Origin of the sequence: Plectonema cf. radiosum LEGE 06105 (genome assembly GCF_015207665.1) — a bacterium.
Lineage (GTDB): Bacteria > Cyanobacteriota > Cyanobacteriia > Cyanobacteriales > Nostocaceae > Rivularia > Rivularia radiosa_A.
This window is the reverse complement of record NZ_JADEWL010000111.1, coordinates 1-23437: the sequence shown is the minus strand read 5'-3', so window position 1 is coordinate 23437 and position 23437 is coordinate 1. Positions and strand designations below refer to the sequence as shown.

Genomic DNA, 23437 nt, shown 5'->3' with positions numbered 1-23437 from the left:
GAAATATATAGCAACTATCAACTATCCACTAACCACTATCAACTATCCACTAACCACTATCCACTATCCACTAACCACTATCAACTATCCACTATCAACTATCCACTAACCACTAACCACTATCAACTGCTTTTAATTGTCGATAAAAACTGCTGTTGCAAGCGTTTTTGAAAGGCTTCTATACCGAATGATGAAAGAGCTTCTTTTCTTAACCATTCTCCGTTACACCGTGGGTCATCTCCTGTGAGAATTTCGATACAAGCTGCTGCTACAGCATCGCGATCGCGGTGTGGTACTCGCCATCCTAGTTTACCATTTTGTAATGGGTCTGCTGAACCATCTGCATCGCCGGATAGTACGGGTACTCCGCAAGCCATTGCTTCTAAATAAACAATGCCAAAGCCCTCTTGAGAAGGCATAATATAAGCATCGGCAAGACGATAATGTTCCACTAATTCTTCTGTAGGAACAAATCCAGCAAAGATAACTCGCTCTTGTACTCCCAAATCTTCTGCTAACTGTGCTAAGCGGGGTTGATCGTCCCCACGTCCAATTACCAAATACTTGACTTGAGGGAAAACTTCGGCAATTTGCGATAATGCCCGAATTGTAACATCTACTCCTTTATAAATATCACCAGACCACAATCGGGTGACGCTCATCAGTACTTTTGCTCCCGTCAAACCATAACGTTCTAATAAATCTCCTGGTTTTGGCCCGGGAGTAAAGCGATCGCCATTGACAGCACAAGGTAAAATTTTAATCTTATCGGTATTTAAATTATTGGCACGACTAGCAATTTCACGAGTATAATGACTTACTGTCCAAATTTGCGAAGCTTTTTGTAGATTAGCTTTAGTTAACTTTGGTAAAGGTTGCCATACCTCTTTACCATGAGTCATTACTGTATAAGGAATTGCCAAAGGTTGGCACAACATACCAACTAAAGGTGCTAGATAAACATGACCACAAAATACATGATCCGGACGTTGGTGAATCAAACGGTTTAATAATGCCCAAGTCATTCTCGCTCTTCCTAGTTGAGAAGACTTTGTTTGAAAATAATGAAATTGCAAGCGTTCTGATTCAAAAGGATTTACACAGCCTTTTGCATCTCGCAGTAAAAATACTTCCGCTTTTATCGATTCTGGTAATGTCTCATAAGCTCGAAATACATCTTTTACATAAGATTGAATTCCACCTTCACGGCAAAATATTTCCAAAAAAACAAAGATGTGATTGAGATTTTTAGTATTTTTAGTTTTAATTAAGTTTAAATGATTTTTTTTATCTATTTTATTAAGTGACATTTTTTTATACTCCTCTGCTCACTACTGAGGATGATGTTAATCCACGATTTAATCTAAATAATATGAGTTCCATTAGTTGATAACTGAGTTTAATTAATAATTTTTGAAAATAATTGCGGCTGTTCATTAATGCCTGCATCATAAGCAATAATCGCTGTAACATATGGGGTATAAAGGCTTTGGGTCTTGTTTACTTGATTTTTTAGTCATATCGTTCTTTTTTCCCTTCTGACTTGTAAGTGAGTAGTGGGTAGGGAGTAGTGAGTAGTGAGAAAAACCCTTACAATAAAAGGCAGTCGGCAGTCGGCAGTGGGTAAAAAGTATCAATTTAAAATGCGCGTTCTGAGTTGAAATCAGTAAAAATCACTAATTATACAGAGGCTGAATGAGCGCGAGGTATAAAACGTCAATTTTTCATTCGCTCGAAGAGCGCGGTTCATCTCACTATGAATAAGGGTGAGTCACTACTGCCTATGAAATTCATGGCGATGAAAAAAATTTTTCATGTTGACTGCCTTGTGCCATCTGCCTTTTTACGACTATTTAATTAGCATACCGAGTACTGAAGAACCATAATTGCTATATTTAAAGATCATTATTTTATTTAGCGCAATTTTGATGTACTCTTTTTCGTTATTTCAAAAATCACCATCCAAAGCCCGATCAACCACACTGATACCTAAACAAAAGCAATTTGTGACTCTAGCTGTCAAAGCTTAACAAAGATAGCAGTGTAACTTTAATGCTGTGTATACGGTATTAATATGTTTATTTTATACATTTATTTACAATTATTAGCAACTATAAAAATTAGTTGAAATTTGAGTTGAGTTTGCGCTAAAAATTATGGAATATTTGACACATCTCCGGAAAAAATTTCGATATTGGCTGTATTAACAGGTATCTAGAAGAATTTTGAGCTTTAACAGCAGCAGCCCCGCGCTAATCCTTCGGATGAGCGTCGGGATATTGCGAGCGAGCAAACTCCGATGCTGCGAACGAGTATGGTACAATCGAGCTACCCTCCCAAATAGCAGAGGGCTTGGTGTTTCAGGGCTTCCCGCCTTGCTGTCTAGCTCGAATGCCTCTGAACCTGCAACGAGACAGGTCATGTACGATGAAGGGCTAGAACCGGGAGTAGAAAGTAATTTCTGCACAAGTTTTCTCGTTAACAACACGCTTCAAATCATAGGCGCGGTGGGGCATCACGCGGAAGTAAAACAAAGCTCGTGGAGGCGATAGGGGTTGCCCAGCCGTTGAATCGAGTAGCCGAAGTCTTGGAAGCCCGCGCTGTAATCAAAGATTTCAGCGTCGGGTAGGCAATGATGGAGGATATGTCACTAAACCATAATTAATTTCGGGATATGTATTTTAGACAAACACACGCAAGTTACTTGTGCATCGGCTCCTAAATAGAGTTGATTATAGGAGAAGCACAGGCAACTAAAAGTAAAAAATAAGAAGTAGCGATTAAATTTTAATTACATCGGTTTTCACGAAAATTGACAGTCAATTGAGTCGGCTTTCTAAGCAATCAATAAATTTTATATGTAACACTATTTACGATTAATTTTCCTGTTTACCATACTTGACGATGAGCAAACAATTTCTACCATCTATATCCCGTTCGTAAACAACTTGGTCTGCTAATCGTCGTAATAGAAACCACCCATACCCTCCTACTTGTAGAGTACCGGGTTCTGGTTCGGCTATGGCATCTGGATTAAATGGTTTGCCGTAATCCCAGATTCTAATTTCTAGTTTGTCATTCCACAATAAAACATCAATATCAATGTTTGTTTCTGGTGGTAAAGCTTGATGTGCATGACGAACAGCATTAGTAAAGCCTTCAGCTAATGCTAGATTAAGTCGATACTGTTGACTTTCGAGCCAACTAAGCCCAGACAAATTACGTAGACAGAATTGTTCAAACCATTGTTGTACCTGGTTTAGAAGCTTTAGTTCGCTCTTAACCGTCAGATGGTCTTGCTCCACAATTGCTAGCATTGACCTTGACTTAAATATAGGTGGATTATTTTTACTTATATCTTTTATAGTTTATAAACTTTCGATTTTGAAATTTGATTTGTTCTTCTTAATTAAAAAAATCCCAGAGATAACCTAAATTTAAATTACAACTAACCTGCTTAACTGCATCTTTAAGTTGACGATAATTTGGGATGTTACTTATATTACCACGTATTTTACCACCTTCCACTATACCTGACCAAGGGATAGTTTGGCGATTGGGCAATACTATTTCCCAAAATTTACGTTTTGATCAAAGCTTTTGAAAATGTCTAAAAATATAATTTACTCTGTAATGCTCGTAGTATCAAGCTTATCAAGCTTATAGAATATTTAAAAATTATTATGATTACCGTATCTTTTTAACTTTTGAATAATTATCTGATCTCAGAAGAACGCAAGAGCATAAGTTAAATTAAAATTAACGCCCGTTGGAGTTTCTCATTAGTACTTACATATCAATAAGCACTTAGTAGAGAAACCCCACAGACGTTAGGACAAGTTCTTATTAACTAAGTAATTTAGAACAGTCCTAAAGTAAGAGACTTATCTAAGGGGAGGGTAGCACCGATACCCAAATAAATTGTTACCAAAGTTCCGATGAGGAATACGGTAGTGGCAACAGGACGACGGAAAGGGTTTTGGAACTTGTTCACGTTCTCAATAAAGGGAACAAGAATCAATCCCAGAGGTACAGAAGCCATTGCTAACACTCCCAAAAGCTTGTTAGGAAGCGAACGCAAAATCTGGAAAACTGGGTACAAATACCACTCAGGTAAAATTTCTAAAGGTGTTGCAAAAGGATTCGCTGGTTCTCCTGTCATTGCAGGATCTAACACTGCAAGAGCCACGATACAAGCGAAAGAACCCATAATTACAATAGGGAAAACGTAGAGCAAATCATTGGGCCAAGCAGGTTCACCATAGTAATTGTGACCCATACCTTTGGCTAATTTAGCTCTCAATTGTGGATCGCTTAGATCCGGTTTTTTTACTGTTGCCATTTCTGATAGTGTTCCTCTGCTTGAGTTTAATATTGTGAGATTTTACTCGAATTACAACGGACCGGAAATACCTTGTTTACGGATCATCAAGAAATGAGCCAGCATAAACACTGCAATCAACCAAGGTAGTACAAAAGTATGAGCGCTGTAGTAGCGAGTTAAAGTAGCTTGTCCAACACTGGAACCACCACGCAGCAAGTCAGAAATTAAAACTCCAACCACGGGAATCGCTTCGGGTACACCGCTAACGATTTTCACAGCCCAATACCCTACTTGGTCCCAAGGTAAAGAGTAGCCGGTTACGCCGAAAGATACGGTAATTACAGCGAGGATTACACCAGTTACCCAAGTTAATTCCCGGGGCTTTTTAAAACCACCAGTTAAATAAACTCGGAAGGTGTGTAAAATCATCATTAACACCATCATGCTGGCAGACCAGCGGTGAATGGAGCGAATCAACCAACCGAAGTTTACTTCGTTCATGATGAACTGTACTGAAGAATAAGCTTCGGCAACGGTTGGCTTGTAGTAAAAGGTCATTGCAAACCCAGTTGCAAACTGGATTAAAAAGCAAGTAAGAGTAATTCCACCCAAACAGTAGAAAATATTCACGTGGGGAGGTACATACTTGCTTGTAACATCATCAGCAAGCGCTTGGATTTCTAAGCGCTCTTCAAACCAGTCATAAACGTTGGTCATACAACCCAGATTCCTAGAGATAAATTGCGGTTGATAATTATCTCAATTATCGACAATGCGCTAATTGAGATTTGAGGGGACAGCAATAAAATAAACAAAATTTGTTGATATTTGTTTATTTTTAAATTTACTTTTTGCCGTCGCGAGTGTTAATAGTTTAAAGAAACGATTACACTCTCTGGGGAGGGAATGTATTGCGTACTATGCACCCAAGCCCAAAATAATATATGGATACAAAGTAGATCATAGCGTTTTACGGGCGTTGTTTGCCCAGTTTTTAGAAGTCAGTTGCCCAAAATTAGTAACGGCAACACAGCACTTATATAAAAAAAGTAACATAATCTAGAGATAGATTTCATCTTATGGAAGGTTGCTAATTGACCTTCTGTGTAGCGAATTGTGGTTGAAAATCAAGTAAAAAAGTCGAATTTATGGACAATATAAAGGTTTTTCGGGGCATTTTGTCTTTCATAATGGCGTTTTGGCTGGCATTTGGTAGCTTTTGCTTTCCGGCTGTCGCTTTAACAGACGAACAAAAATTAGTTTCTCAGGCTTGGCGAATTGTTAATCGTACTTATTTGGATGACACATTTAATCATCAAAATTGGGCGCAAGTGCGGCAAAAAGCTTTGAATACACCACTAAAAGATAGTTCTTCTGCTTATGAAGCCATTCAAAATATGCTCAAAACCCTTGATGACCCTTTTACTAGATTTTTAGACCCCGAACAATATCGCAGTTTACAAGTCAATACTTCTGGGGAATTAACTGGTGTCGGATTGCAAATTGCTCTTGAACCGAAAACAGGTCAATTACAAGTTGTCGCTCCTATTGCAGGTTCACCAGCAGAAAAAGCCGGAATTCAGCCCCGCGATCGCATTACCCAAATCGAAGGTACCCCCACTGAAAATCTCACTCTTGACCAAGCAGCTTCCTTGATGCGCGGTAGAATTGGAACTACTGTTAGCTTAACCATAGAGAGAGATGACGCTCCCACTCAAGAAATTTTAATTGTTCGCGATCGCATTACTTTAAATCCTGTAATTGCTAAACTAAAAAAAGATCAGGAAAATAACATCGGTTATATCCGCTTGACACAATTCAACGCTAACGCTCCCATAGAATTAGCTCATGCGATTAGCGAATTGGAAAAGCAAGGCGCTGATGGCTACATTTTAGATTTACGAAACAACCCCGGTGGTTTATTGCAAGCTGGGATAGAAGTTGCTCGTTTGTGGTTAGATTCAAATGTTGTCGTTTATACGGTAAACCGGCAAGGCATTCAAGGCAGTTTTGAATCTTTTGGTCCAGCATTAACCCAAGACCCATTAGTGATATTAGTTAATCAAGGAACAGCGAGTGCTAGCGAAATTCTTGCAGGTGCATTACAAGACAATCATCGTGCAACTCTCGTCGGAGAAAAAACCTTTGGTAAAGGCTTAATTCAATCCTTATTTGAATTATCAGATGGTTCAGGCTTAGCGGTGACAATCGCTAAATATGAAACCCCCAATCATCGAGATATTAACAAATTAGGCATTACCCCTGACAAAGTAATTACCTCCGAACCAATCAAACTACAAGAAATAGCGACTTCATCCGATACTCAATATCAAGCAGCAGTAGAACTCTTAGCAGAAAATAGGCAACAGTTAGCACTTAGGAGTTAGTTGACAGTTGAGAGTTGTTGATTACAAATCTCTAACCTTTGACCTTTAACTTTTGACCTTTCTTTGTAATTCTGCTAAATCGAGATTTGCTAAACGATTATAAGCGTTATCTATCAAACCTTTACCTCGGAGAAAGCCCGTATTTGCACCAGGACAAATGTATTGAAGTGTTTGGGGTGTAAAAGTATCTAATAAAGAGTTGATACTTTTGATTTGTCGTTGCCAATGGAAGGTTTTAGATGTTCGTAACGGGGCTGGTTCTCCTTGTTGATTGGGAACTAAATGTCTGCCGGTAAACAATATTCCTCCGGACAGATTGTAGTAAAAACAGGACGAACCGGGAGAATGACCGGGTGTCCAAATAACTTGCGATGTCGAATCAATGGTAAGGTTTTCGCTTATAGCAGTTACCCTTAATTTAGGTAATAAATAAGCTTCTTGCTCTTGAATTAAAATTTCACAGCCAAAAATTTGTTGGATTTCGGCACTTTTACCAATGGCACCGCGATGGCTAATAAAAAACCAACGTACACCACCATTACTTTCTAAAAAATCTTGATTATTTTGATTCCAAGGAGGACAGTCAATCAGGATATTACCTTCGTTTCTTACAATGAAATAAGCGGTTCCCCCTAATGTGTCCCGATTGGGAGAAAATGCAAATAGAGAATTGAGAATTTCCTTTGGTGGCTTGTGTGTTTGATGACTCGGCTCTTGTGAGGGATGCATAGAAAAAAGGTTGTTTGAAATAGAGGTTAATGCTTCGTTAAAACAGCGCACAACTTCAGCAAAAAATGCAGTTCCGATCTGACAACAAGACATTCTTCTCAGAAAACCTGAAAATAAAATGACATTTTTGCTTTTAATTCTTTTAGGAATATTTACTTACTATACTCTGCAACGAACTGTTGCAAAAGTAACAAAAACTCCACCTTGGCTGTTATGGTTAGTATTGATGGCACCACCATTAATATGGACTGGTTGGATGAGAATATATGAAACCCAATTACCATCGGCACTAGTGTTTTGGTCATTAGCAATATGTTTTTTGTTATATTGGATATTGTTTGAGTGGGGGCGTAAAGACCTTAAGGATGGGAACAATGAATCCCCAGCACTCAAAACAGAGTCGGCTATACATCCTACCGTAGAACCAGCACCAGTGCGTCCTATTGAACCAACGGAAGAAAGCCAATTACGTTCGTGTTTTCCTTGGTCTGTATACTATATCCAAAATATTGAATACCGTCCCCAAGCGGTGATTTGTCGAGGTCAGTTAAAAACTTCAGCAACTAACGCTTACCAGCAGGTAAAGGAAAATATTGAAGCAGAATTTGGCGATCGCTTTATTTTAATTTTTCAAGAAGGTTTAAATGATAAACCAATATTTTTGTTAGTTCCTAATCATCAGCAGAAGAAAGCTGGTTTAAAACAGGAACAAATAACAAGACCAGGATTAGCTCTATTACTGTTAGTAGCAACTTTACTCACTACTACTTTTGTCGGAACCAGAATTGCGGGTATTGAAACTACGGCAATATCGTCTAATCCCAGTTTAATCTTGCAAGGATTACCTTATGCCTTATCATTGATGACCATTTTAGGTATACACGAAATGGGTCATTATTTAACCGCAAGGTTTTACAAAATTCGCACTACACTGCCTTATTTTATTCCCATGCCTTTTTTCTTGGGAACCTTCGGTGCATTTATTCAGATGCGTAGTCCTGTACCCAATCGTAAAGCTTTATTCGACGTTAGTATTGCCGGGCCTGTTGCAGGTTTTATCGCAAGTTTACCTTTATTTATATGGGGTTTGAGTAACTCGCAGATAGTCCCCATAGACAACGAAGCACCAATGTTAAATACTGATGCTTTGAATCCCAGAAATTCGATATTAATAGCGTTGCTCTCAAAGTTGACATTAGGCGCTCAGTTAACATCTAATATGGCAATAGACTTACATCCAGTAGCGGTAGCTGGTTTTCTAGGAATAATTGTCACGGCATTAAATTTGATACCTGTAGGACAACTTGACGGTGGACATATTGTTCATGCAATCTTTGGACAGAAAACAGCAATGATTATTGGACAAATTGCTCGTTTACTGTTATTATTACTCTCTTTAATTCAGTCAGAATATTTATTGTGGGCTATTTATTTGATATTTTTACGTTTAGCAGATGAACCGGCTTTGAATGATGTAACTGAATTAGATAATAAACGAGATATTTTTGGACTTCTAGCAATTGCACTGTTAATTTTGATTATACTGCCGTTACCGCAGGCACTCGCTGGTTTATTAAATATTTAAATGATGTATGTGAGATGGTATGAGAGGTGAAAGATTATCTTCTCTGCTCAAAATATATTCACATTTGTAAAATAGTAAAGTTTTTGCTCTACAAAATAGCTTTACTTCCTATATGATGATGTATCATTCTATAGTTCATCAATTCTCAATATAGTAGGATGGATGATTAACTATATTTAATTTACGCTAAGGATAAAAATAGGAATGACACTGCTAATTATTTCCACAGTATCAGTAATTTTCGTCGGAATAGTCACTATATTGGTTTTGCAAATCAAAAATAGTTTAAATGCGAGTAAAATTGAACAAGAAAAATTATTAAAGCTTGTAGAAGATACAAGTGATTTAAATAAGCAATTATCTCAAATAGTTGCTGAGAGTAGTAAAAATCAAATCGATTCTTCCCAAGTCTTAAAAAGCCAGATTGATAATTTAACTCAAACTACAGATAAACTAGAAACTCGTCTAATTGAGTTAAATAAAGCGAATAATCAAACCAAAGAAAGTCTCAATCAAGCATTAGCAAGTAACAACAAGCAGCAACAAGAAAGTTTACAAGCTCTCACACACAAATTAGAAACATTTTCTTCTATATCTAACCAAGTTGAGAATTTAACTCAAACTACGGCTTCTGTGTTAAACAATCTGACTCAATTGAGTGAAGCGAATAATCAAACCAAAGAAAGTCTCAATCAAGCATTAGCAACTAACAACCAGCAACAACAAGAAAGCTTACAGGCTCTCACACACAAATTAGAAACATTTTCTTCTATATCTAACCAAGTTGAGAATTTAACTCAAACTACGGCTTCTGTGTTAAATAATCTGACTCAATTGAGTGAAGCAAATAATCAAACAAAAGAAAGTCTCAATCAAGCATTAGCAACTAACAACCAGCAACAACAAGAAAGTTTAGAAGCTCTCACACACAAATTAGAAACATTTTCTTCTATATCTAACCAAGTTGAGAATTTAACTCAAACTACGGCTTCTGTGTTAAATAATCTGACTCAATTGAGTGAAGCGAATAATCAAACCAAAGAAAGTCTCAATCAAGCATTAGTAAGTAACAACAGGCAACAACAAGAAAGCTTGGAAGCTCTTACACAAAAATTAGAAACATTTTCTTCTATATCTAACCAAGTTGAGAATTTAACTCAAACTACGGCTTCTGTGTTAAATAATCTGACTCAATTGAGTGAAGCGAATCATCAAACCAAAGAAAGTCTCAATCAAGCATTAGCAAGTAACAACAGGCAACAACAAGAAAGCTTGGAAGCTCTTACACAAAAATTAGAAGCATTTTCTTGTGTGTTTAACCAAGTTGAGAATTTAACTCAAACTACAGAAAAACTCGAAACCCATCTAATTGAGTTAAATAAAGCTAATACTCAAACTACAGAAAGTCTGAGCAAAACAATAGAAGGAAATAGTCAGACACAACAAGAATTACAATCTCTGACAAAAAATTTAAAAACTGTTTCTTCTATTTCTGAACGAGTTGAAAATTTAACTCAAACTACAGAAAAATTTGAAAAATATCTAAATCAGTTAGATAAAGTTAATACTCAAACTACAGAAAATTTAAATAAAACAATAGAAGGTACTAACAACAAACAGCAAGAAAACTTTCAACTACTGACAAAGAAATTAGAAACAGTTTCTTCCGTCTCTAACAAACTAGAGAATCTCACTCAAACTACAGAAAAACTGGAAAAATATTTAACTGAGTTAGATAAAGCTAATACTCAATCAAATCAAAAATCAAACCAAGACGAAATAGATATACAGTTAAATAATCAGCAAGAGCAGTTAAAAACTATTGTTGAAAAATTAGCGGGATTTGAGACAATAAAAACTCAATTAGATAGTGTGGTGAACACAGTAAGTAAGCTTGAAAACAGCCTAAATCATCCACCACAAGCTAGAACACCAAAAAGTAGACCAAATAAAACTACTCCCAGGAAAAATACATCTAGTTGATTTGAGGAGTCGGGTTTTAAAATACATCAATTGTGGTAAAAACCCGACTTCTTTTACAAACCCAAGCACTTGAGAAGTCGGGCTTTTTAAAAATGTTTGTCAAATCCTTACAATTATAATAAAAACCCGACTTCTTGTAGATAAATTGTGAATTAGGATGCACTATTACTAGCTGTATCGTTTGTTTTAGCAGCAGGTGAAGTTCCACCCATGCGAATTTCCGAAGTAAAAGAAGCCATACTGAAACCACCAAAACGTTTGAGAATACCAACACGCATCCGTAAGTTGGGACTTGCAAACCATAGACGTTCTTCAGACCACATGGTTTCATATTCTGTAGTTAGGGTGAGTGCATCATCACTACCCATTTTATAACTTCCGGCAACTGGAGTTTTTTCTGCATAACCCATTTCTCGGAGTAACTTTCCTTCCATAGGGTTATCTAAATTGGGTATTGCCACTAACACTGTGGAACCTTCGTGTTTTTCTTTATCCCATTCCATTGTGCCATTCCAGGTTACTCTGGCACCACAGTTACCGCTACTGGGTTCAACTTGATGTTGTTCGCACAGTTTAATTACTTCCGGATGGTCAGCCGCTAAGGTTTCAATAATAATATCTGATTTACCCCCTTCTGACTGTTTAAAAGCCAAATGATGACTAGTACGATGGGAAAACCATTTGCCAGAACTTAATTCAAAAAACTCTTCAATATTCATCAATCAAATTACCTGACATCAAAATTTTTATAATCTCACTTTTTAAAAGGTAACAGCAAGCAAGTACCATCTTTAGATAAAGTCAAGAAAATCAAATGTTTTGTAACTTTATGATACCCAGAAGTCGGTTTTTTTTTTAAGAACCCCAACTTCTCTGACTTGTAAGTGAGTAGTGAGTAGGAGTAGTGAGAAAAACCCTCACATTCATGGCGATGAAAAAAAATTCATGTTGACTGACTTGAAGGAATGTTTTTTTATACTAATTAATCTCAAAATGGTATAGAAATTATTCCATTTGATTGTTTGCTTGTTCAAGTCTTGAGAGGGAAATTTTCGCCGATTCACTGACGTGAGGATGACTATCTTTTTTTAAATACTGTAAAGCTGAAATACTCTTAGGAGTAGGAAGATTACCTAAAGCTTCTGCTAAACGCTGACGTACTAACCAATCTTCCGATTGAGCAAAACGAAGGATTTTGTCCACAGAATCAATATCTTTGATTTCTCCCAACGCTGCGATCGCGGCTTGTTGGATGACAATTTCTTCACTTTCCAAGGCTTTGTAAAGTACTTCTCTTGAGCGATTGTCTTTCAAATTACCAAGGGCAACCGCAGCACTGAAACGTACCAACCAATCAGTATCTTCGTAAAATGCTCGCGATAGCGGTTCTATAGCTCTAGCATCACCCAAATATCCTAAAGCTCCCGCAGCATCCGCTCTGATGCCATAATCTGAGTCAGTTTCGAGTGTTTGGATTAAAATGGGATAGCAATCGGGTGTTTGTTTAATCCCTAAAGCAAATATTGCCATCGAACGTAATTGCAGAGATTCATCATCAAGCACTTTTTTGATTAAAGGTACTGCATCTTCCGCTGGAATATCTCTTAATGAAGCCAGAGCAAGCATTCTATCTCTTAAGGAAGAACTTTCTAATTGAGTCGTAATTTCTTGTAAACTCGAATTTGACATATTATTTGTATTTAGATATTTAAAAAATTACTGGTAGTTATATTTCTATAGTTAACATTACTTTAGCTAAGATACATTAGCCTTTGGAACAGTTTTTAGAATAATTACCTATTAACCATAGTAATACAGTACCATTAACAGCGCCACTTGCTTGCAACCCAGCCTATACCATTAGATATAGTCACACCACCAATTTTACAGGCAACAGCACATACATAAGAACCGATTAATTCCCAGAAAAAATCAGTAGGAGCAGCCACATAGCCGATAAACGCACCACCAATAAGGTACATTAGTTTTAGAGAATATTGATTTTAAAAACTATCCGTCTAAGAGAAAAGAAAAATGACCATCATATTCCAAATAGCTCTACTCGCTCTAGTTGCGTTGTCTTTCGTCATGGTAATTGGCGTACCCGTTGCTTACGCGACTCCTCAAACCTGGGTTGAATCGAAGAAATTTCTCTGGATTGGTTCCGGAGCTTGGTTTGCTTTGGTATTATTAGTCGGAGCTTTAAACTTTTTCGTAGTTTAAGTCACTGCTTTAACCATAGATTGACCAATAATAGGAGCAGAGGAATACCCCACGGATTGCAAAGCAGAGGAATATCAAAGTATATTTTGTTTCCTTTGTCTTTCTCGCAATCTTCCGGTAATTTTCTGCTCCTATTATTTGCGATCGGCACTAAACTGAAGTATCTGGTTAAATCAGTGAACAGTGAACAGTTATCAGTTATCACGGTTTCAGTTGGGGATTTAACCCCGACTGAAACACACCACCCAGGCGTTGTGAGGGACTAGCCGTGCCAATTGATTTACAGTTTTTAACTGATAACTGATAACTGATAACTGTTAAAGAAGTATATTTATAAAAGAGGCAACTATGGCAGTTTTCGAGGGAAGTTTTACTCAAGCAGAACCCCTACACTTTGCATTAGTAATTGGTAGATTTAACGACTTAGTAACCACTAAACTGCTAGAAGGGTGTCAAGATTGTTTAAAACGCCACGGTATTGATACTAACCCCCACGGTTCTCAAGTAGATTATGTTTGGGTGCCTGGAAGCTTTGAAGTTCCATTAGTCGCCCGACAATTAGCAATGTCAGGTAGTTACGACGCGATAATTTGCTTGGGTGCAGTTATCCGGGGACAAACACCACATTTTGACTACGTATCATCAGAAGTCGCCAAAGGAATCTCCGCAGCCGCATTTCAAACAGGTGTACCAGTAATTTTCGGTGTCTTGACAGCCGACACCATGCAGCAAGCCCTAGAAAGAGCCGGAATTAAAAGCAATCACGGTTGGGATTATGCCATGAATGCTTTAGAAATGGCTAGCCTTATGCGTCAACTACGTCCCAATCTCAAACAACAATACTCCTCCGTAAACTCCGGCACCTTAGCAGGTTCCCTTAAAAGCGCAACTTTAAACAACATACCCGCAGAGTCGGAAGAGAAAGTTTAAAAAGAGGAATTGGTAATTGGTAATTGGTAATTGGTAATTGGTAATTGGTAGTTGGTAGTTGGTAATTGGTAATTGGTAGTTGGTAATTGAAGTATATAGTTGAAAGTTAAGCGCTCCCCGTGTCCTTCAAAACTCTCTCATTATTATATTTGTCCCATTACCCATTACCCATTACCCATTACCCATTACCCATTCAAAAAAAGGGGTTGACAAATTTTAACTCGTGTGGGATATTATTATTTAGGATGAAAATGCGGGTGTAGCTCAGTGGTAGAGCGTCACCTTGCCAAGGTGAATGTCGCGCGTTCGAATCGCGTCACCCGCTTAAAAAAAATTAATCATGACGAAAAATGCAGAAATTAAACCTTCTGCATTTTTTAGTTTAATTTTTAGTTAATTTTTGAGTTATAGGATAGGACATTTCCCTATTGCCTATGACCATTGCGATAATTTTGAAGATTTGTTGAAATTTACATATATTAAAATAAAAATAGATCACAGATATGTCTTAGGAGCGATCTGTTTTAAACAGGATGGACTACACTATATGATGGTAAAAGCGCGATGCCTAAAACATCAAATAGTTTAATTTAATTGTGAATCAATTAAAAAGATGTATATAGAAACAGTAACAGCTAAAGAATGTGAATGATACAAAGAGATTTTAGTGGATAAACTGCTTATCCGTTTAAATTATTTCTCAATAGAGAATTCTGTATAAAACAGTTTATTCTGAATTGTAAATTTAAGGGAATATAAAAAAGATTCCTAATTTAAAACCGAAGGGAGAGTCAAAAGAGCAGTCATAGTGCAACCACAAAAGCCCGAAAAAATCGATTTCAACAACGAATACCCGTGTCCCTGTCGCCGTCGGGGACGCTTAATTCCGATTACCCTGACAGAAGCCTTCGGTTGCGATCGCTGTCAGCAGATATTTGTCGTAGAAGACAATGCTCGCGTTCTAGAGCAGCTTTCTACGACTTATCCGTACAAACGAGCTTGGCGCTGGACAAATTCTGGATGGAAAGTAGTGCATCCACGTCTGGGAGAAAGTTACCTACCAGTAGCGCTGGGGATTATTTTCGTGCTAGTCATTATATGGTTGCCATTAGCATTGCGTTTGGCAAGTGGTTCTGGCATTATTGCTTGGGCGCTGATAGCAGTGCTATTGGCTATACTGCCAGCTCTTATGGTTTGGCTTACCTATAGACGTTAAGGCGCTGATTATTTACTGTGGATGCTTTTGCCGAGAACCCCCAAACAATTGTGATCGCTAAAGGCGACGCTGAGCGTATCGCCAAACGCGCATACGATGCTGCCTTAAAATTGGGCATCACCAAAGGAGCAGAGCGTAGTCGCGCTTTAATGGCGATGGCTGAGGCGCTAGAACGCTCGTTTGACGATATATTAGAAGCGAATACTTTAGACCTCGAAGCTTGTCGGGAAATGGCAGTACCAGATTTAATTTTGGATTGGCTAAAATTAACTCCGGAACGTTTAGATTCAGCAGTAGAAATTCTCCAAAGATTGGAGGGATTATCAGATCCCCTACGACGGATGAGAACTGCTGATTATCAATTAGGTGAAGAGCAAAGTTACTCCCAGTCAACACCTTTGGGGGTAATTGCTTTTATTTACGAAGCCTTTCCAGAATTAGGAGCCATTGCAGCTGGTTTATGTATTAAAACCGGCAACAGTATTATTTTGAAGGGAAGTACCGAAGCAAGCCATTCCAATGCGGCGATCGCCTCAGTACTACAAAATGCTGTTGCAGAAGCTGGATTACCTGTAGGCTCTGTAGAATTGGTAACAGCGGAACATGGTACATCAATTCGGGATTTGGTTGCTCAAGAACAGTATTTAAATTTAGTAATTCCCTACGGACGTACCAGTTTAATACAGCAGGTAGTACGCCAATCTACAGCACCAGTTTTAAAATCGGCTATGGGTAATTGTTATCTATATTGGTCGTCCAATGGTAGCTTGGTGGATATTGCACGCTGGATGATTACTGAAAGCCATGCTAGTTCTCCAGATCCAGTAAATGCCATTGAAAAGGTGTTAATCAATCGGCAAACTCTATCCTCTTCTTTAGGTACGTTATTAAAGAATTTACAGGAGAAAGGTTTTTATCTTAGAGGAGATGCTGAACTGCGAGAATCATTTCCTCAGTTGCAACTGGTAGAAGATAATGAATGGGGAAGAGCTTATTTTACTAAAACAGTTGCGTTTAAACTTGTAGATAGTTTAGATACGGCGATTACTTGGATTAATCAGTATAGTAGTGGACACGCTGACTGCATTGTCACTGAATCTTACCAAGAAAGCAGGCAATTCGCTTTGGGTGTAAATAGCGCTTCTACCTATATTAATGCTTCTCCGCGTTTTAGCCGTAATCCATTATGGGGAGATGCGGTATTTTTAGGAATGTCTAATCAAAAAGGACACCGTAGAGGATTGATTGGTTTAGAAAGTTTGACTACCCTCAAGCATATCGTCCAAGGAAACGGAAGATTTTGAGATTAGCATAGAACTATTAATACACCATTGTACTGTTAAATTTGTACAGGAAACAAGGTATATATAGCGGTTTTCACTTGAGTGGAATACAAATTTTACCTCACCCCGCCCTCCGGGCACCCCTCTCCTCCTGACAGGAGAGGGGAAGGGGGTGAGGTTTTAGTGTATTGGACTCAACTGAAATTTGCTATATTTTTTTAATGCAATAACCAGGCAAAATGTAAATAAAAGTCTTGTTCCGATCGTCAAAATGTCCCTAACCTAAAGTTATACCTTACACCGCAGGAAAGCCGTGCTAATTAAACGGTGTATTCAAAAAATAAATCATATTAATTTAATGATTTATATAGAAACTCGGTTTTTTGCGTATTTTTGAGTTGTAAGTGTAAGATATCCTTAAATCAATCTCTTATTTGAGCAAGAAAACATTTTTCATGACACAAACGCCAACTACTAGAGTAACTTTTGCCAAGAACATTGGCTTTAGAAAAGAACTGAATAAACGAGTAGATGCTTATTTTCAGTCCGAGAATATTAAAACCAGAGATAATTTTGCAATGTACTTCAAAAGTGCGATTATCTTAGGATGGGTAGCTTTTTCCTGGATATTCACTCTTTTTTCTCCGAACATCATATGGATGAAAATACTTGGATGTATCATGTTGGGAATGGGCTTTGCTGGTGTTGGCTTTAGTGTAGGACATGATGCCAACCACGGCGGTTATTCTAGTAAAAAATGGGTTAATAGTACTTTTGGTTTGACTTATGATTTTATCATTGGTCTTTCCAGTTACTTATGGAGATGTCGTCATAATCTTTTGCATCATACCTATACAAATATCATCGGTCATGATGTGGAAATTGATGGTGATGGTTTAGTGAGAATGTCTCCAGCAAGAGAGCATAAATGGTATCATCAATACCAGCATTTGGTAATTAATTTTGTATATGCAATTATTCCATTTTATTGGTCAATTGCTGATGTTTATCTCATTTTATTTAAACGTAAATATCACGAGTATAATATCCCAAAACCAAGCCCATTACAATTGATGATTTTAATTGGTGCAAAATTTGTTTGGTTGGGACTTTATGTTGGTATACCATTTGCGTTGGGATACAGTCCAATACAAATCATTATCGGATTATGCATCGTGAATATGCTTTATGGAGTACTAATTTGTAATGTTTTCATGCTTGCTCACGTACTCGAACCAGCAGAATTTATCGAGCCAAATTCTTTAGGAAATGTCATCGATGATGAATGGGCAATTTTTCAAGTAAAAACAACAGTTGATTTTGCTCCTAAAAACCGTTTTCTCAACTGGTATCTCGGTGGACTGAACTATCAAGTTGTTCATCATTTATTCCCCCAGATTTGTCATATTCATTATCCACAAATAGCTCCAATATTGGCGCAAGTTTGTCAAGAATACGATGTAAAATACAATGTATATCCAACGTTTACAAAAGCACTGGTTGCTAACTATAGTTGGTTAAAACTAATGGGAAATCCTCCTCAAATCAGTCAAGTAACGCCCCAAATCTTGTAAAAAAAAGGATTGTTTAATGTAGAGACGTAGCAATGCTACGTCTTCATTAATCCCACAAAAATCTATCTGACTCCAATCAAATTTGCTATATAGAGCAACGCATTATTATGATTCAATTTTTCGCGTTATAACCATAATAAAAAAGACGTAGCACTGCTACGTCTCTACAAAACCACTGTATGGCAATTACGAATTGCTTAATCTGTTCACTTCTATATTTATCTAAAATGAGAAGTGTAATAAACCTTTTTACCTTCATTTGGAACAAAATGGCATTTTCTGAAAGAATTCCACAGAGAAGTTAAAATTGGCTCATCTGATTTGTGGAAATATTCACCCAAAACTGGTTTAATTGCCTCAGTTGCTTTTTTCAAATTGTAGTGAGGGATATTTAAGAAAATGTGGTGAGCAACATGAGTACCGATATCGTGATGAATATGATTGATAAAACCATAATCGCGGTCAATACTGGAAATAGCACCTTTAAGAAAAGTCCATTCGTCACCGCGATACCAAGGAATATCTGCCTCGGTATGATGTAAAAATGTCACCAAATCCAACCAAATTACAAATACAATGTATGGGCCAGCGTAGTATTTGATTAACCACATGAAACCCCATTGATAAGTCAAGAAAGCTAGTAAACCAACCATGGAAGTCCAGAGTACAGTACTAGTGATGACATCCCATTTCTCTGAGGGTTTAAACAACGGACTACCAGGTAAAAAGTGAGAACCTGTTTTACCTGGAGAACGTTTAAATAAGTATACCGGATAAGCCAGTAAAAACAGGTAATGTCTACCGATTTTTTCCACTAAATCCATTTGATTGTAAGCTGATTCCGATAATGGATACCAACTTTCATCATTTTCTAAACTACCAGTATTTTTGTGATGAGTTCGATGACTAATTCGCCATCCGTGATAGGGAACAAGTATCGGTGTATGAGATAAATGTCCGATCAAATCATTCAACCATTTGTGGCGAGAAAATGACTGATGTCCGCAGTCATGTCCGACTACAAATAAAGCCCAAAACATAGTTCCTTGCATTACCCAGAAAACAGGAAAAAATAACCATGAATCTAGGTAGTAAGCTAAGCCATAAAGTCCAGCAATAATTAAGATGTCACGAGCAAAGAAAAACAGAGATTTACCTACTTGAGGTTGAAAACATTCTGCTGGAATTGCTGCTTTTAAATCCCCAAGAGTAAAGGGTAGTTGGTTTGTTTCCTCTGATGATACCGCTTGAGGAGTATTTTCTGGGTTAACTGTAGAAGTTTGCACGCTTGTTACGTTACCGGATATAAAGTGAATTTTGTTGACTATCTGTTGAGTAAATTAAAGTCAGTAAAACTTAACAGTTAACAGTTAACAGTGAAGCGCAAAGCTTTCTTGTTAGACACATAATAATCTATTGATTATTGAGTCCGATCTACCCTACCATAATATGTCTGGTAACTGATAACTGATAACTGATTTCACGACCTTTATTCCACATTTAACTAATGCAAAATCGATGATTTATTATATATAACCCCCGATATTTTCAAGGGGGTTAAACATAGAAATCTCGAATTGAAAAAATCAGGAATTGTTATCGTCGTGCATAATAATCTTTAAAGGAAATATATTCATTCTCTGAAGTATACAAGTGACATCTGTCGGTAATATACTTGAGTAAAGACAAAGAAAAGGTACATTCATCCCGTACATAACTTCCCCAATTTTCTTGTAAGCTGCGATGGGCAAGACGCAAATTGTAGGAAGGAATCGCTGTGGAAACATGATGGGGTACGTGTACGTTGATATCGTGACACAGAAACTCTACCCAACGGGGATAATTACAGTGAACTGTACCGGATAGCTGGGCTATAACTGGATTCCATTTATCTGCTGCGATAAAAGGGATATCTGGAGCAGTGTGGTGAATATAAGTAAAGGTACTCATCCAAAAATGATACACCATCCAGGGAAGTAGCCAGAACTTAATAAATCCCCAAATACCAGTTGTAGCAATTAGCGCAGGGAAGCATACAGCGGCAAATATAACTACTACACCTACAGAAAGCTTAATAGCAGGTTGGTCTTGTTTACGATATGCAGACCAATTAAAATGATGCATCGCCCAATGTACAATCGAGCCTATCCACCATAAACGGTTGTATAAAAATCTCTTAAAAAGCCATTTTAAGGCTACTCCACTATTTTCGTAAACTTCCGTGCTTACGGGTTGCCAAGCATTATCTACTTTTAATTTATTAGTGTGAGTGTGGTGATAATTGTGCTTGATCCGCCAACCGTGGAAAGGGTAAATTAACGGCATCATAAATAAATGTCCCACTAAATCATTTACCCAAATACGTTTAGCAAATGAACGATGAGCGCAATCATGTCCGATGACAAAAAATCCTGTAGCAGCAGTACCCGTGTATATCCATGCTAAGGGTAAAAGATACCAAGGCGCGATCGCCAAAAAAAAGTAGCCGACAATAACGGCTAAAACGCTGCTAATTGCACTAAACCAAGCTTTACGAGCATCTTGGATGAAACACTCTGAGGGCAGAGATTTGATGATGTCTGTCAGCTTGAGTTCGGAGTCAGTAAGCTGTTTAGGTTGCGAGTGGTGTGTATTTATTGCTGATGTTGTCATGAATGAATTTAATTAAAATAAAAACTCCGCTTTTACGAAGTTTCGTAACATTCGCGATTTGGATTATATCAAGTAATTAACCCCACGTATTTAGAGAAAATTCTATTTTCTTAACTAAACAAGCGGTACCCCCGCTTTTGCCCTAAGTAATAATGCGTAAGCAGGGGTAAATAAAGGTTAACTTAATTTTGTCAATTTTGGATTTTGGATTACTCTCACAAATGAATTCAATATCCAAACAATATCCAAAATATGTTACTGCTTCGTAGGTGCTAATTTGACATTTGTAGCCAAACCTAAAAATTGCAGTAATTGAATCGTCATCCAGGTAAGGTCAATTTCCCACCATTGCAACCCGTGACGGGCTGAATATTGAAAAGCGTGGTGATTATTGTGCCATCCTTCACCATAGGTCAATAAAGCTACCCACCAGCAGTTTTTAGAGTGGTCTCCTGCATCATAGGTTTGATAGCCAAATTTATGAGTTGCACTATTGACAAACCAGGTGCAGTGCCATACAAAAATAAGACGAACGAAAATACCCCAAACTACAAAAGACCAACCACCCAAAAGTAATAGCAATCCACCCAGAGCAAACTGGATTGGTAGCATATACTTTTCTAAAAAGTTGTAAACTGGGTCATCTTTGATATCTTTTGTAAAGCGGGGAACATCAGCAAAAGCCGGAGAATGGTAAAACATCCAACCCATGTGGCTCCAGAAAAAACCCTTATTGGAATCATGAGGATCTAGCTCTTGATCGGAATGTAAATGGTGGATGCGATGCATTCCCACCCATGCAATCGGTCCTCCTTGACAAGCAAGAGTCCCACAAAATGCTAAGAAATACTCCAGCCATTTGGGAGTTTGAAAACTGCGATGAGTGATCAGTCGGTGAAATCCCAGAGTAATGCCTAAGCCTCCAGTTACCCAATACAACAGTAAAGCTACGCCTACGGCTTTCCAGTTAAAAAAAGCGGGGAATGGAGCCAGTAAAATTCCAAAATGTAATCCGACGAAAAATGAGATGTGCAGCCAATTTAATGGACCTTTAGTTGTTGATGTAGCAATTGTCATGCGTTAACCTGTTTGAGAATTGTTTAGCCTAATCTGCGCGTCCGTTATGCCCCAATTTTGGGCTTTTGCGTGATGATTACGCAAAGGGTAGCGCCAATAACGCCACAAATCCCCATAGTTTAATTATTTTTTTGAGAACGGTTTTACTAATGAACAGCTTGGAACAACTGCAAGAAGCAGAACAAGCACTGTTAAAGATTTTTTCTGGAATTGACCACAAGGTCAAGCAAAATCTTCAAAGAGTGCTAAGTGCCTTCCGTCATCATAGTGTAGGGGCGCACCACTTTGCAGGTGTAACGGGATACGGTCATGATGATTTGGGCAGAGAAACGTTAGATAAGGTTTTTGCAGAAATCATGGGAGCGCAAGCCGCTGCTGTCAGGGTACAGTTCGTTTCGGGGACTCATGCCATAGCTTGTGCTTTATTCGGTGTACTCCGTCCCGGTGATGAAATGTTGGCTGTAGCAGGCGCACCCTACGATACTCTCGAAGAAGTCATTGGCTTAAGAGGTAAAAATCAAGGTTCACTAATTGATTTTGGCATAAGCTATCGCCAATTGAATCTCACTCCAGAAGGAACGGTGGATTGGCAAGCTTTAAGTCATGCGGTAGAGGATAAGACTCGTTTGGTGTTAATACAGCGTTCCTGCGGCTATTCCTGGCGTTCTAGTCTTTCAATTGCCGACATAGAGAAAATTGTTCGTTTAGTCAAGCAGCAAAATCCGAACACTGTTTGCTTTGTTGATAACTGTTACGGTGAATTTATCGAAACTCAAGAACCTACCCACGTGGGTGCGGATTTAATGGCTGGTTCCTTAATCAAAAATCCCGGAGGAACCATCGTTACTGCTGGTGGCTATATCGCTGGACGCGAGGACTTAGTGGAAGCCGCAGCTTGTCGTTTGACGGCTCCGGGAATCGGTAGAGAAGGCGGTGCGACATTTGACCAACTTCGTTTGTTATTTCAGGGATTATTCCTAGCTCCACAAATGGTAGGGGAAGCAATGAAAGGCACTCACCTGACTGGTTATGTTTTTGACAAACTAGGATATCCCGTTAACCCCACACCTTTTGCACCTCGTGGAGATGTAATTCAAGCAATTAAACTCGGTTCCGCCGAAAAATTAATTGCCTTTTGTAAAGCCGTACAGAGGCATTCTCCTATCGGTTCCTATCTAGACCCCATTCCCGACGAAATGCCGGGATACGAAAGCAAAGTAGTCATGGCTGGGGGGACATTTATCGAAGGTAGCACCTTAGAATTTTCCGCTGATGGACCATTAAGACAACCCTACATAGTTTATTGTCAGGGGGGAACTCATTGGACTCATGTGGCGATCGCTCTTGAAGCTGTGATTGAGGTAATGGGTAATGGGTAATGGGTAATGGGTAATTGGTAATTGGTAATGGGTAATGGGTAATGGGTAATGGGTAATGGGTAATGGGTAATAATCTCTCCCCCATCCCCTTGTCT

21 protein-coding genes and 1 tRNA gene are annotated in these 23437 nt (G+C 38.1%); 10 read left to right on the top strand and 12 right to left on the bottom strand.

Annotated features, from left to right (window positions below):
- Window positions 1-122 precede the first annotated feature (122 nt).
- The 5 genes from IQ247_RS24050 to petB form a co-directional block, all read right to left on the bottom strand.
- Window positions 123-1310 carry a glycosyltransferase gene (locus IQ247_RS24050; protein ID WP_193923847.1) on the bottom strand — a complete coding sequence of 396 codons (1188 nt, stop codon included), beginning with the start codon at window positions 1308-1310 and terminating at the stop codon, window positions 123-125.
- A 1566-nt stretch (window positions 1311-2876) separates the two neighbouring features.
- Window positions 2877-3317: an ATP-binding protein gene (locus IQ247_RS24045; RefSeq protein ID WP_193923846.1), complete on the bottom strand. Its 441-nt coding sequence runs from the start codon at window positions 3315-3317 to the stop codon at window positions 2877-2879.
- Between the two features lie 88 nt (window positions 3318-3405).
- On the bottom strand, window positions 3406-3564 hold the full coding sequence (locus IQ247_RS32780) for a hypothetical protein (RefSeq protein ID WP_228059995.1): 159 nt from the start codon (window positions 3562-3564) through the stop codon (window positions 3406-3408).
- Window positions 3565-3859: 295 nt separating this feature from the next.
- A complete protein-coding gene (gene petD, locus IQ247_RS24040; RefSeq protein ID WP_193923845.1) occupies window positions 3860-4342 on the bottom strand; it encodes a cytochrome b6-f complex subunit IV in 483 nt (160 codons plus the stop codon).
- A 51-nt stretch (window positions 4343-4393) separates the two neighbouring features.
- The gene (petB, locus tag IQ247_RS24035; protein WP_193923844.1) at window positions 4394-5041 is read right to left on the bottom strand and encodes a cytochrome b6; all 648 of its coding nucleotides are present in this window, start codon (window positions 5039-5041) and stop codon (window positions 4394-4396) included.
- A gap of 431 nt (window positions 5042-5472) precedes the next feature.
- On the opposite strand from petB, the gene ctpA reads away from it, so the two are divergent.
- On the top strand, window positions 5473-6711 hold the full coding sequence (gene ctpA / locus IQ247_RS24030) for a carboxyl-terminal processing protease CtpA (RefSeq protein ID WP_193923843.1): 1239 nt from the start codon (window positions 5473-5475) through the stop codon (window positions 6709-6711).
- 45 nt (window positions 6712-6756) lie between these two features.
- Here the strand turns inward: ctpA and IQ247_RS24025 are convergent, their stop codons facing one another.
- Entirely contained in the window at window positions 6757-7440 is a 684-nt protein-coding gene (locus IQ247_RS24025; RefSeq protein ID WP_193923850.1) for an MBL fold metallo-hydrolase, read from the bottom strand.
- Window positions 7441-7558: 118 nt separating this feature from the next.
- On the opposite strand from IQ247_RS24025, the gene IQ247_RS24020 reads away from it, so the two are divergent.
- Together IQ247_RS24020 and IQ247_RS24015 are read left to right on the top strand one after the other, a co-directional pair.
- A complete protein-coding gene (locus IQ247_RS24020) occupies window positions 7559-9025 on the top strand; it encodes a site-2 protease family protein (RefSeq protein WP_193923841.1) in 1467 nt (488 codons plus the stop codon).
- Window positions 9026-9229: 204 nt separating this feature from the next.
- Window positions 9230-11008, top strand: a complete 1779-nt coding sequence (locus IQ247_RS24015; RefSeq protein ID WP_193923839.1) for a YhgE/Pip domain-containing protein — start codon at window positions 9230-9232, stop codon at window positions 11006-11008.
- Between the two features lie 152 nt (window positions 11009-11160).
- Here the strand turns inward: IQ247_RS24015 and IQ247_RS24010 are convergent, their stop codons facing one another.
- The 3 genes from IQ247_RS24010 to IQ247_RS24000 all read right to left on the bottom strand — a co-directional run bounded on the left by IQ247_RS24010 (window position 11161) and on the right by IQ247_RS24000 (window position 12990).
- Window positions 11161-11727, bottom strand: a complete 567-nt coding sequence (locus IQ247_RS24010) for a phycobiliprotein lyase (protein ID WP_193923837.1) — start codon at window positions 11725-11727, stop codon at window positions 11161-11163.
- Window positions 11728-12013: 286 nt separating this feature from the next.
- Window positions 12014-12697 (bottom strand): HEAT repeat domain-containing protein, encoded by a 684-nt coding sequence (locus tag IQ247_RS24005; protein WP_193923836.1) that lies wholly within the window; start codon window positions 12695-12697, stop codon window positions 12014-12016.
- A gap of 134 nt (window positions 12698-12831) precedes the next feature.
- Window positions 12832-12990: a hypothetical protein gene (locus IQ247_RS24000; RefSeq protein ID WP_193923834.1), complete on the bottom strand. Its 159-nt coding sequence runs from the start codon at window positions 12988-12990 to the stop codon at window positions 12832-12834.
- Window positions 12991-13042: 52 nt separating this feature from the next.
- On the opposite strand from IQ247_RS24000, the gene psbZ reads away from it, so the two are divergent.
- The 6 genes from psbZ to IQ247_RS23970 all read left to right on the top strand — a co-directional run bounded on the left by psbZ (window position 13043) and on the right by IQ247_RS23970 (window position 18234).
- On the top strand, window positions 13043-13231 hold the full coding sequence (gene psbZ / locus IQ247_RS23995; RefSeq protein WP_193923832.1) for a photosystem II reaction center protein PsbZ: 189 nt from the start codon (window positions 13043-13045) through the stop codon (window positions 13229-13231).
- A gap of 348 nt (window positions 13232-13579) precedes the next feature.
- Complete coding sequence (ribH, locus tag IQ247_RS23990) at window positions 13580-14161, top strand: 6,7-dimethyl-8-ribityllumazine synthase (protein ID WP_193923831.1); 582 nt, start codon at window positions 13580-13582, stop codon at window positions 14159-14161.
- 253 nt (window positions 14162-14414) lie between these two features.
- Window positions 14415-14486 (top strand) — tRNA-Gly (locus IQ247_RS23985).
- A 483-nt stretch (window positions 14487-14969) separates the two neighbouring features.
- Entirely contained in the window at window positions 14970-15377 is a 408-nt protein-coding gene (locus IQ247_RS23980) for a hypothetical protein (RefSeq protein ID WP_193923830.1), read from the top strand.
- A 47-nt stretch (window positions 15378-15424) separates the two neighbouring features.
- On the top strand, window positions 15425-16681 hold the full coding sequence (locus IQ247_RS23975) for a glutamate-5-semialdehyde dehydrogenase (RefSeq protein WP_193923848.1): 1257 nt from the start codon (window positions 15425-15427) through the stop codon (window positions 16679-16681).
- Window positions 16682-17115: 434 nt separating this feature from the next.
- Complete coding sequence (locus tag IQ247_RS23970) at window positions 17116-18234, top strand: fatty acid desaturase family protein (protein ID WP_193923829.1); 1119 nt, start codon at window positions 17116-17118, stop codon at window positions 18232-18234.
- Between the two features lie 218 nt (window positions 18235-18452).
- On the opposite strand, the gene IQ247_RS23965 is transcribed toward IQ247_RS23970, so the two are convergent.
- The 3 genes from IQ247_RS23965 to IQ247_RS23955 form a co-directional block, all read right to left on the bottom strand.
- Window positions 18453-19520, bottom strand: coding sequence for a fatty acid desaturase (locus IQ247_RS23965; protein WP_193923828.1), 1068 nt, complete (start codon window positions 19518-19520; stop codon window positions 18453-18455).
- Between the two features lie 310 nt (window positions 19521-19830).
- On the bottom strand, window positions 19831-20886 hold the full coding sequence (locus tag IQ247_RS23960) for a fatty acid desaturase (RefSeq protein ID WP_193923827.1): 1056 nt from the start codon (window positions 20884-20886) through the stop codon (window positions 19831-19833).
- A gap of 255 nt (window positions 20887-21141) precedes the next feature.
- Window positions 21142-21963 carry an acyl-CoA desaturase gene (locus tag IQ247_RS23955; protein WP_193923826.1) on the bottom strand — a complete coding sequence of 274 codons (822 nt, stop codon included), beginning with the start codon at window positions 21961-21963 and terminating at the stop codon, window positions 21142-21144.
- 149 nt (window positions 21964-22112) lie between these two features.
- Between IQ247_RS23955 and IQ247_RS23950 the strand changes: the two genes are divergently transcribed.
- Window positions 22113-23342 (top strand): methionine gamma-lyase family protein, encoded by a 1230-nt coding sequence (locus tag IQ247_RS23950; protein WP_193923824.1) that lies wholly within the window; start codon window positions 22113-22115, stop codon window positions 23340-23342.
- Window positions 23343-23437: the final 95 nt, after the last annotated feature.

Excerpts from the sequence above, each read along its gene's own strand:
- IQ247_RS23955 (WP_193923826.1), bottom strand. The coding sequence starts at position 21,963 with ATGACAATTGCTACATCAACAACTAAAGGTCCATTAAATTGGCTGCAC.
- petD (WP_193923845.1), bottom strand. The coding sequence starts at position 4,342 with ATGGCAACAGTAAAAAAACCGGATCTAAGCGATCCACAATTGAGAGCT.
- IQ247_RS24050 (WP_193923847.1), bottom strand. The coding sequence starts at position 1,310 with ATGTCACTTAATAAAATAGATAAAAAAAATCATTTAAACTTAATTAAA.
- psbZ (WP_193923832.1), top strand. The coding sequence starts at position 13,043 with ATGACCATCATATTCCAAATAGCTCTACTCGCTCTAGTTGCGTTGTCT.
- IQ247_RS24020 (WP_193923841.1), top strand. The coding sequence starts at position 7,559 with ATGACATTTTTGCTTTTAATTCTTTTAGGAATATTTACTTACTATACT.
- petB (WP_193923844.1), bottom strand. The coding sequence starts at position 5,041 with ATGACCAACGTTTATGACTGGTTTGAAGAGCGCTTAGAAATCCAAGCG.
- IQ247_RS23960 (WP_193923827.1), bottom strand. The coding sequence starts at position 20,886 with ATGACAACATCAGCAATAAATACACACCACTCGCAACCTAAACAGCTT.
- IQ247_RS24010 (WP_193923837.1), bottom strand. The coding sequence starts at position 11,727 with ATGAATATTGAAGAGTTTTTTGAATTAAGTTCTGGCAAATGGTTTTCC.
- IQ247_RS23970 (WP_193923829.1), top strand. The coding sequence starts at position 17,116 with ATGACACAAACGCCAACTACTAGAGTAACTTTTGCCAAGAACATTGGC.
- IQ247_RS24045 (WP_193923846.1), bottom strand. The coding sequence starts at position 3,317 with ATGCTAGCAATTGTGGAGCAAGACCATCTGACGGTTAAGAGCGAACTA.
- IQ247_RS24015 (WP_193923839.1), top strand. The coding sequence starts at position 9,230 with ATGACACTGCTAATTATTTCCACAGTATCAGTAATTTTCGTCGGAATA.
- IQ247_RS24005 (WP_193923836.1), bottom strand. The coding sequence starts at position 12,697 with ATGTCAAATTCGAGTTTACAAGAAATTACGACTCAATTAGAAAGTTCT.
- ribH (WP_193923831.1), top strand. The coding sequence starts at position 13,580 with ATGGCAGTTTTCGAGGGAAGTTTTACTCAAGCAGAACCCCTACACTTT.
- ctpA (WP_193923843.1), top strand. The coding sequence starts at position 5,473 with ATGGACAATATAAAGGTTTTTCGGGGCATTTTGTCTTTCATAATGGCG.
- IQ247_RS24025 (WP_193923850.1), bottom strand. The coding sequence starts at position 7,440 with ATGCATCCCTCACAAGAGCCGAGTCATCAAACACACAAGCCACCAAAG.
- IQ247_RS24000 (WP_193923834.1), bottom strand. The coding sequence starts at position 12,990 with ATGTACCTTATTGGTGGTGCGTTTATCGGCTATGTGGCTGCTCCTACT.
- IQ247_RS23950 (WP_193923824.1), top strand. The coding sequence starts at position 22,113 with ATGAACAGCTTGGAACAACTGCAAGAAGCAGAACAAGCACTGTTAAAG.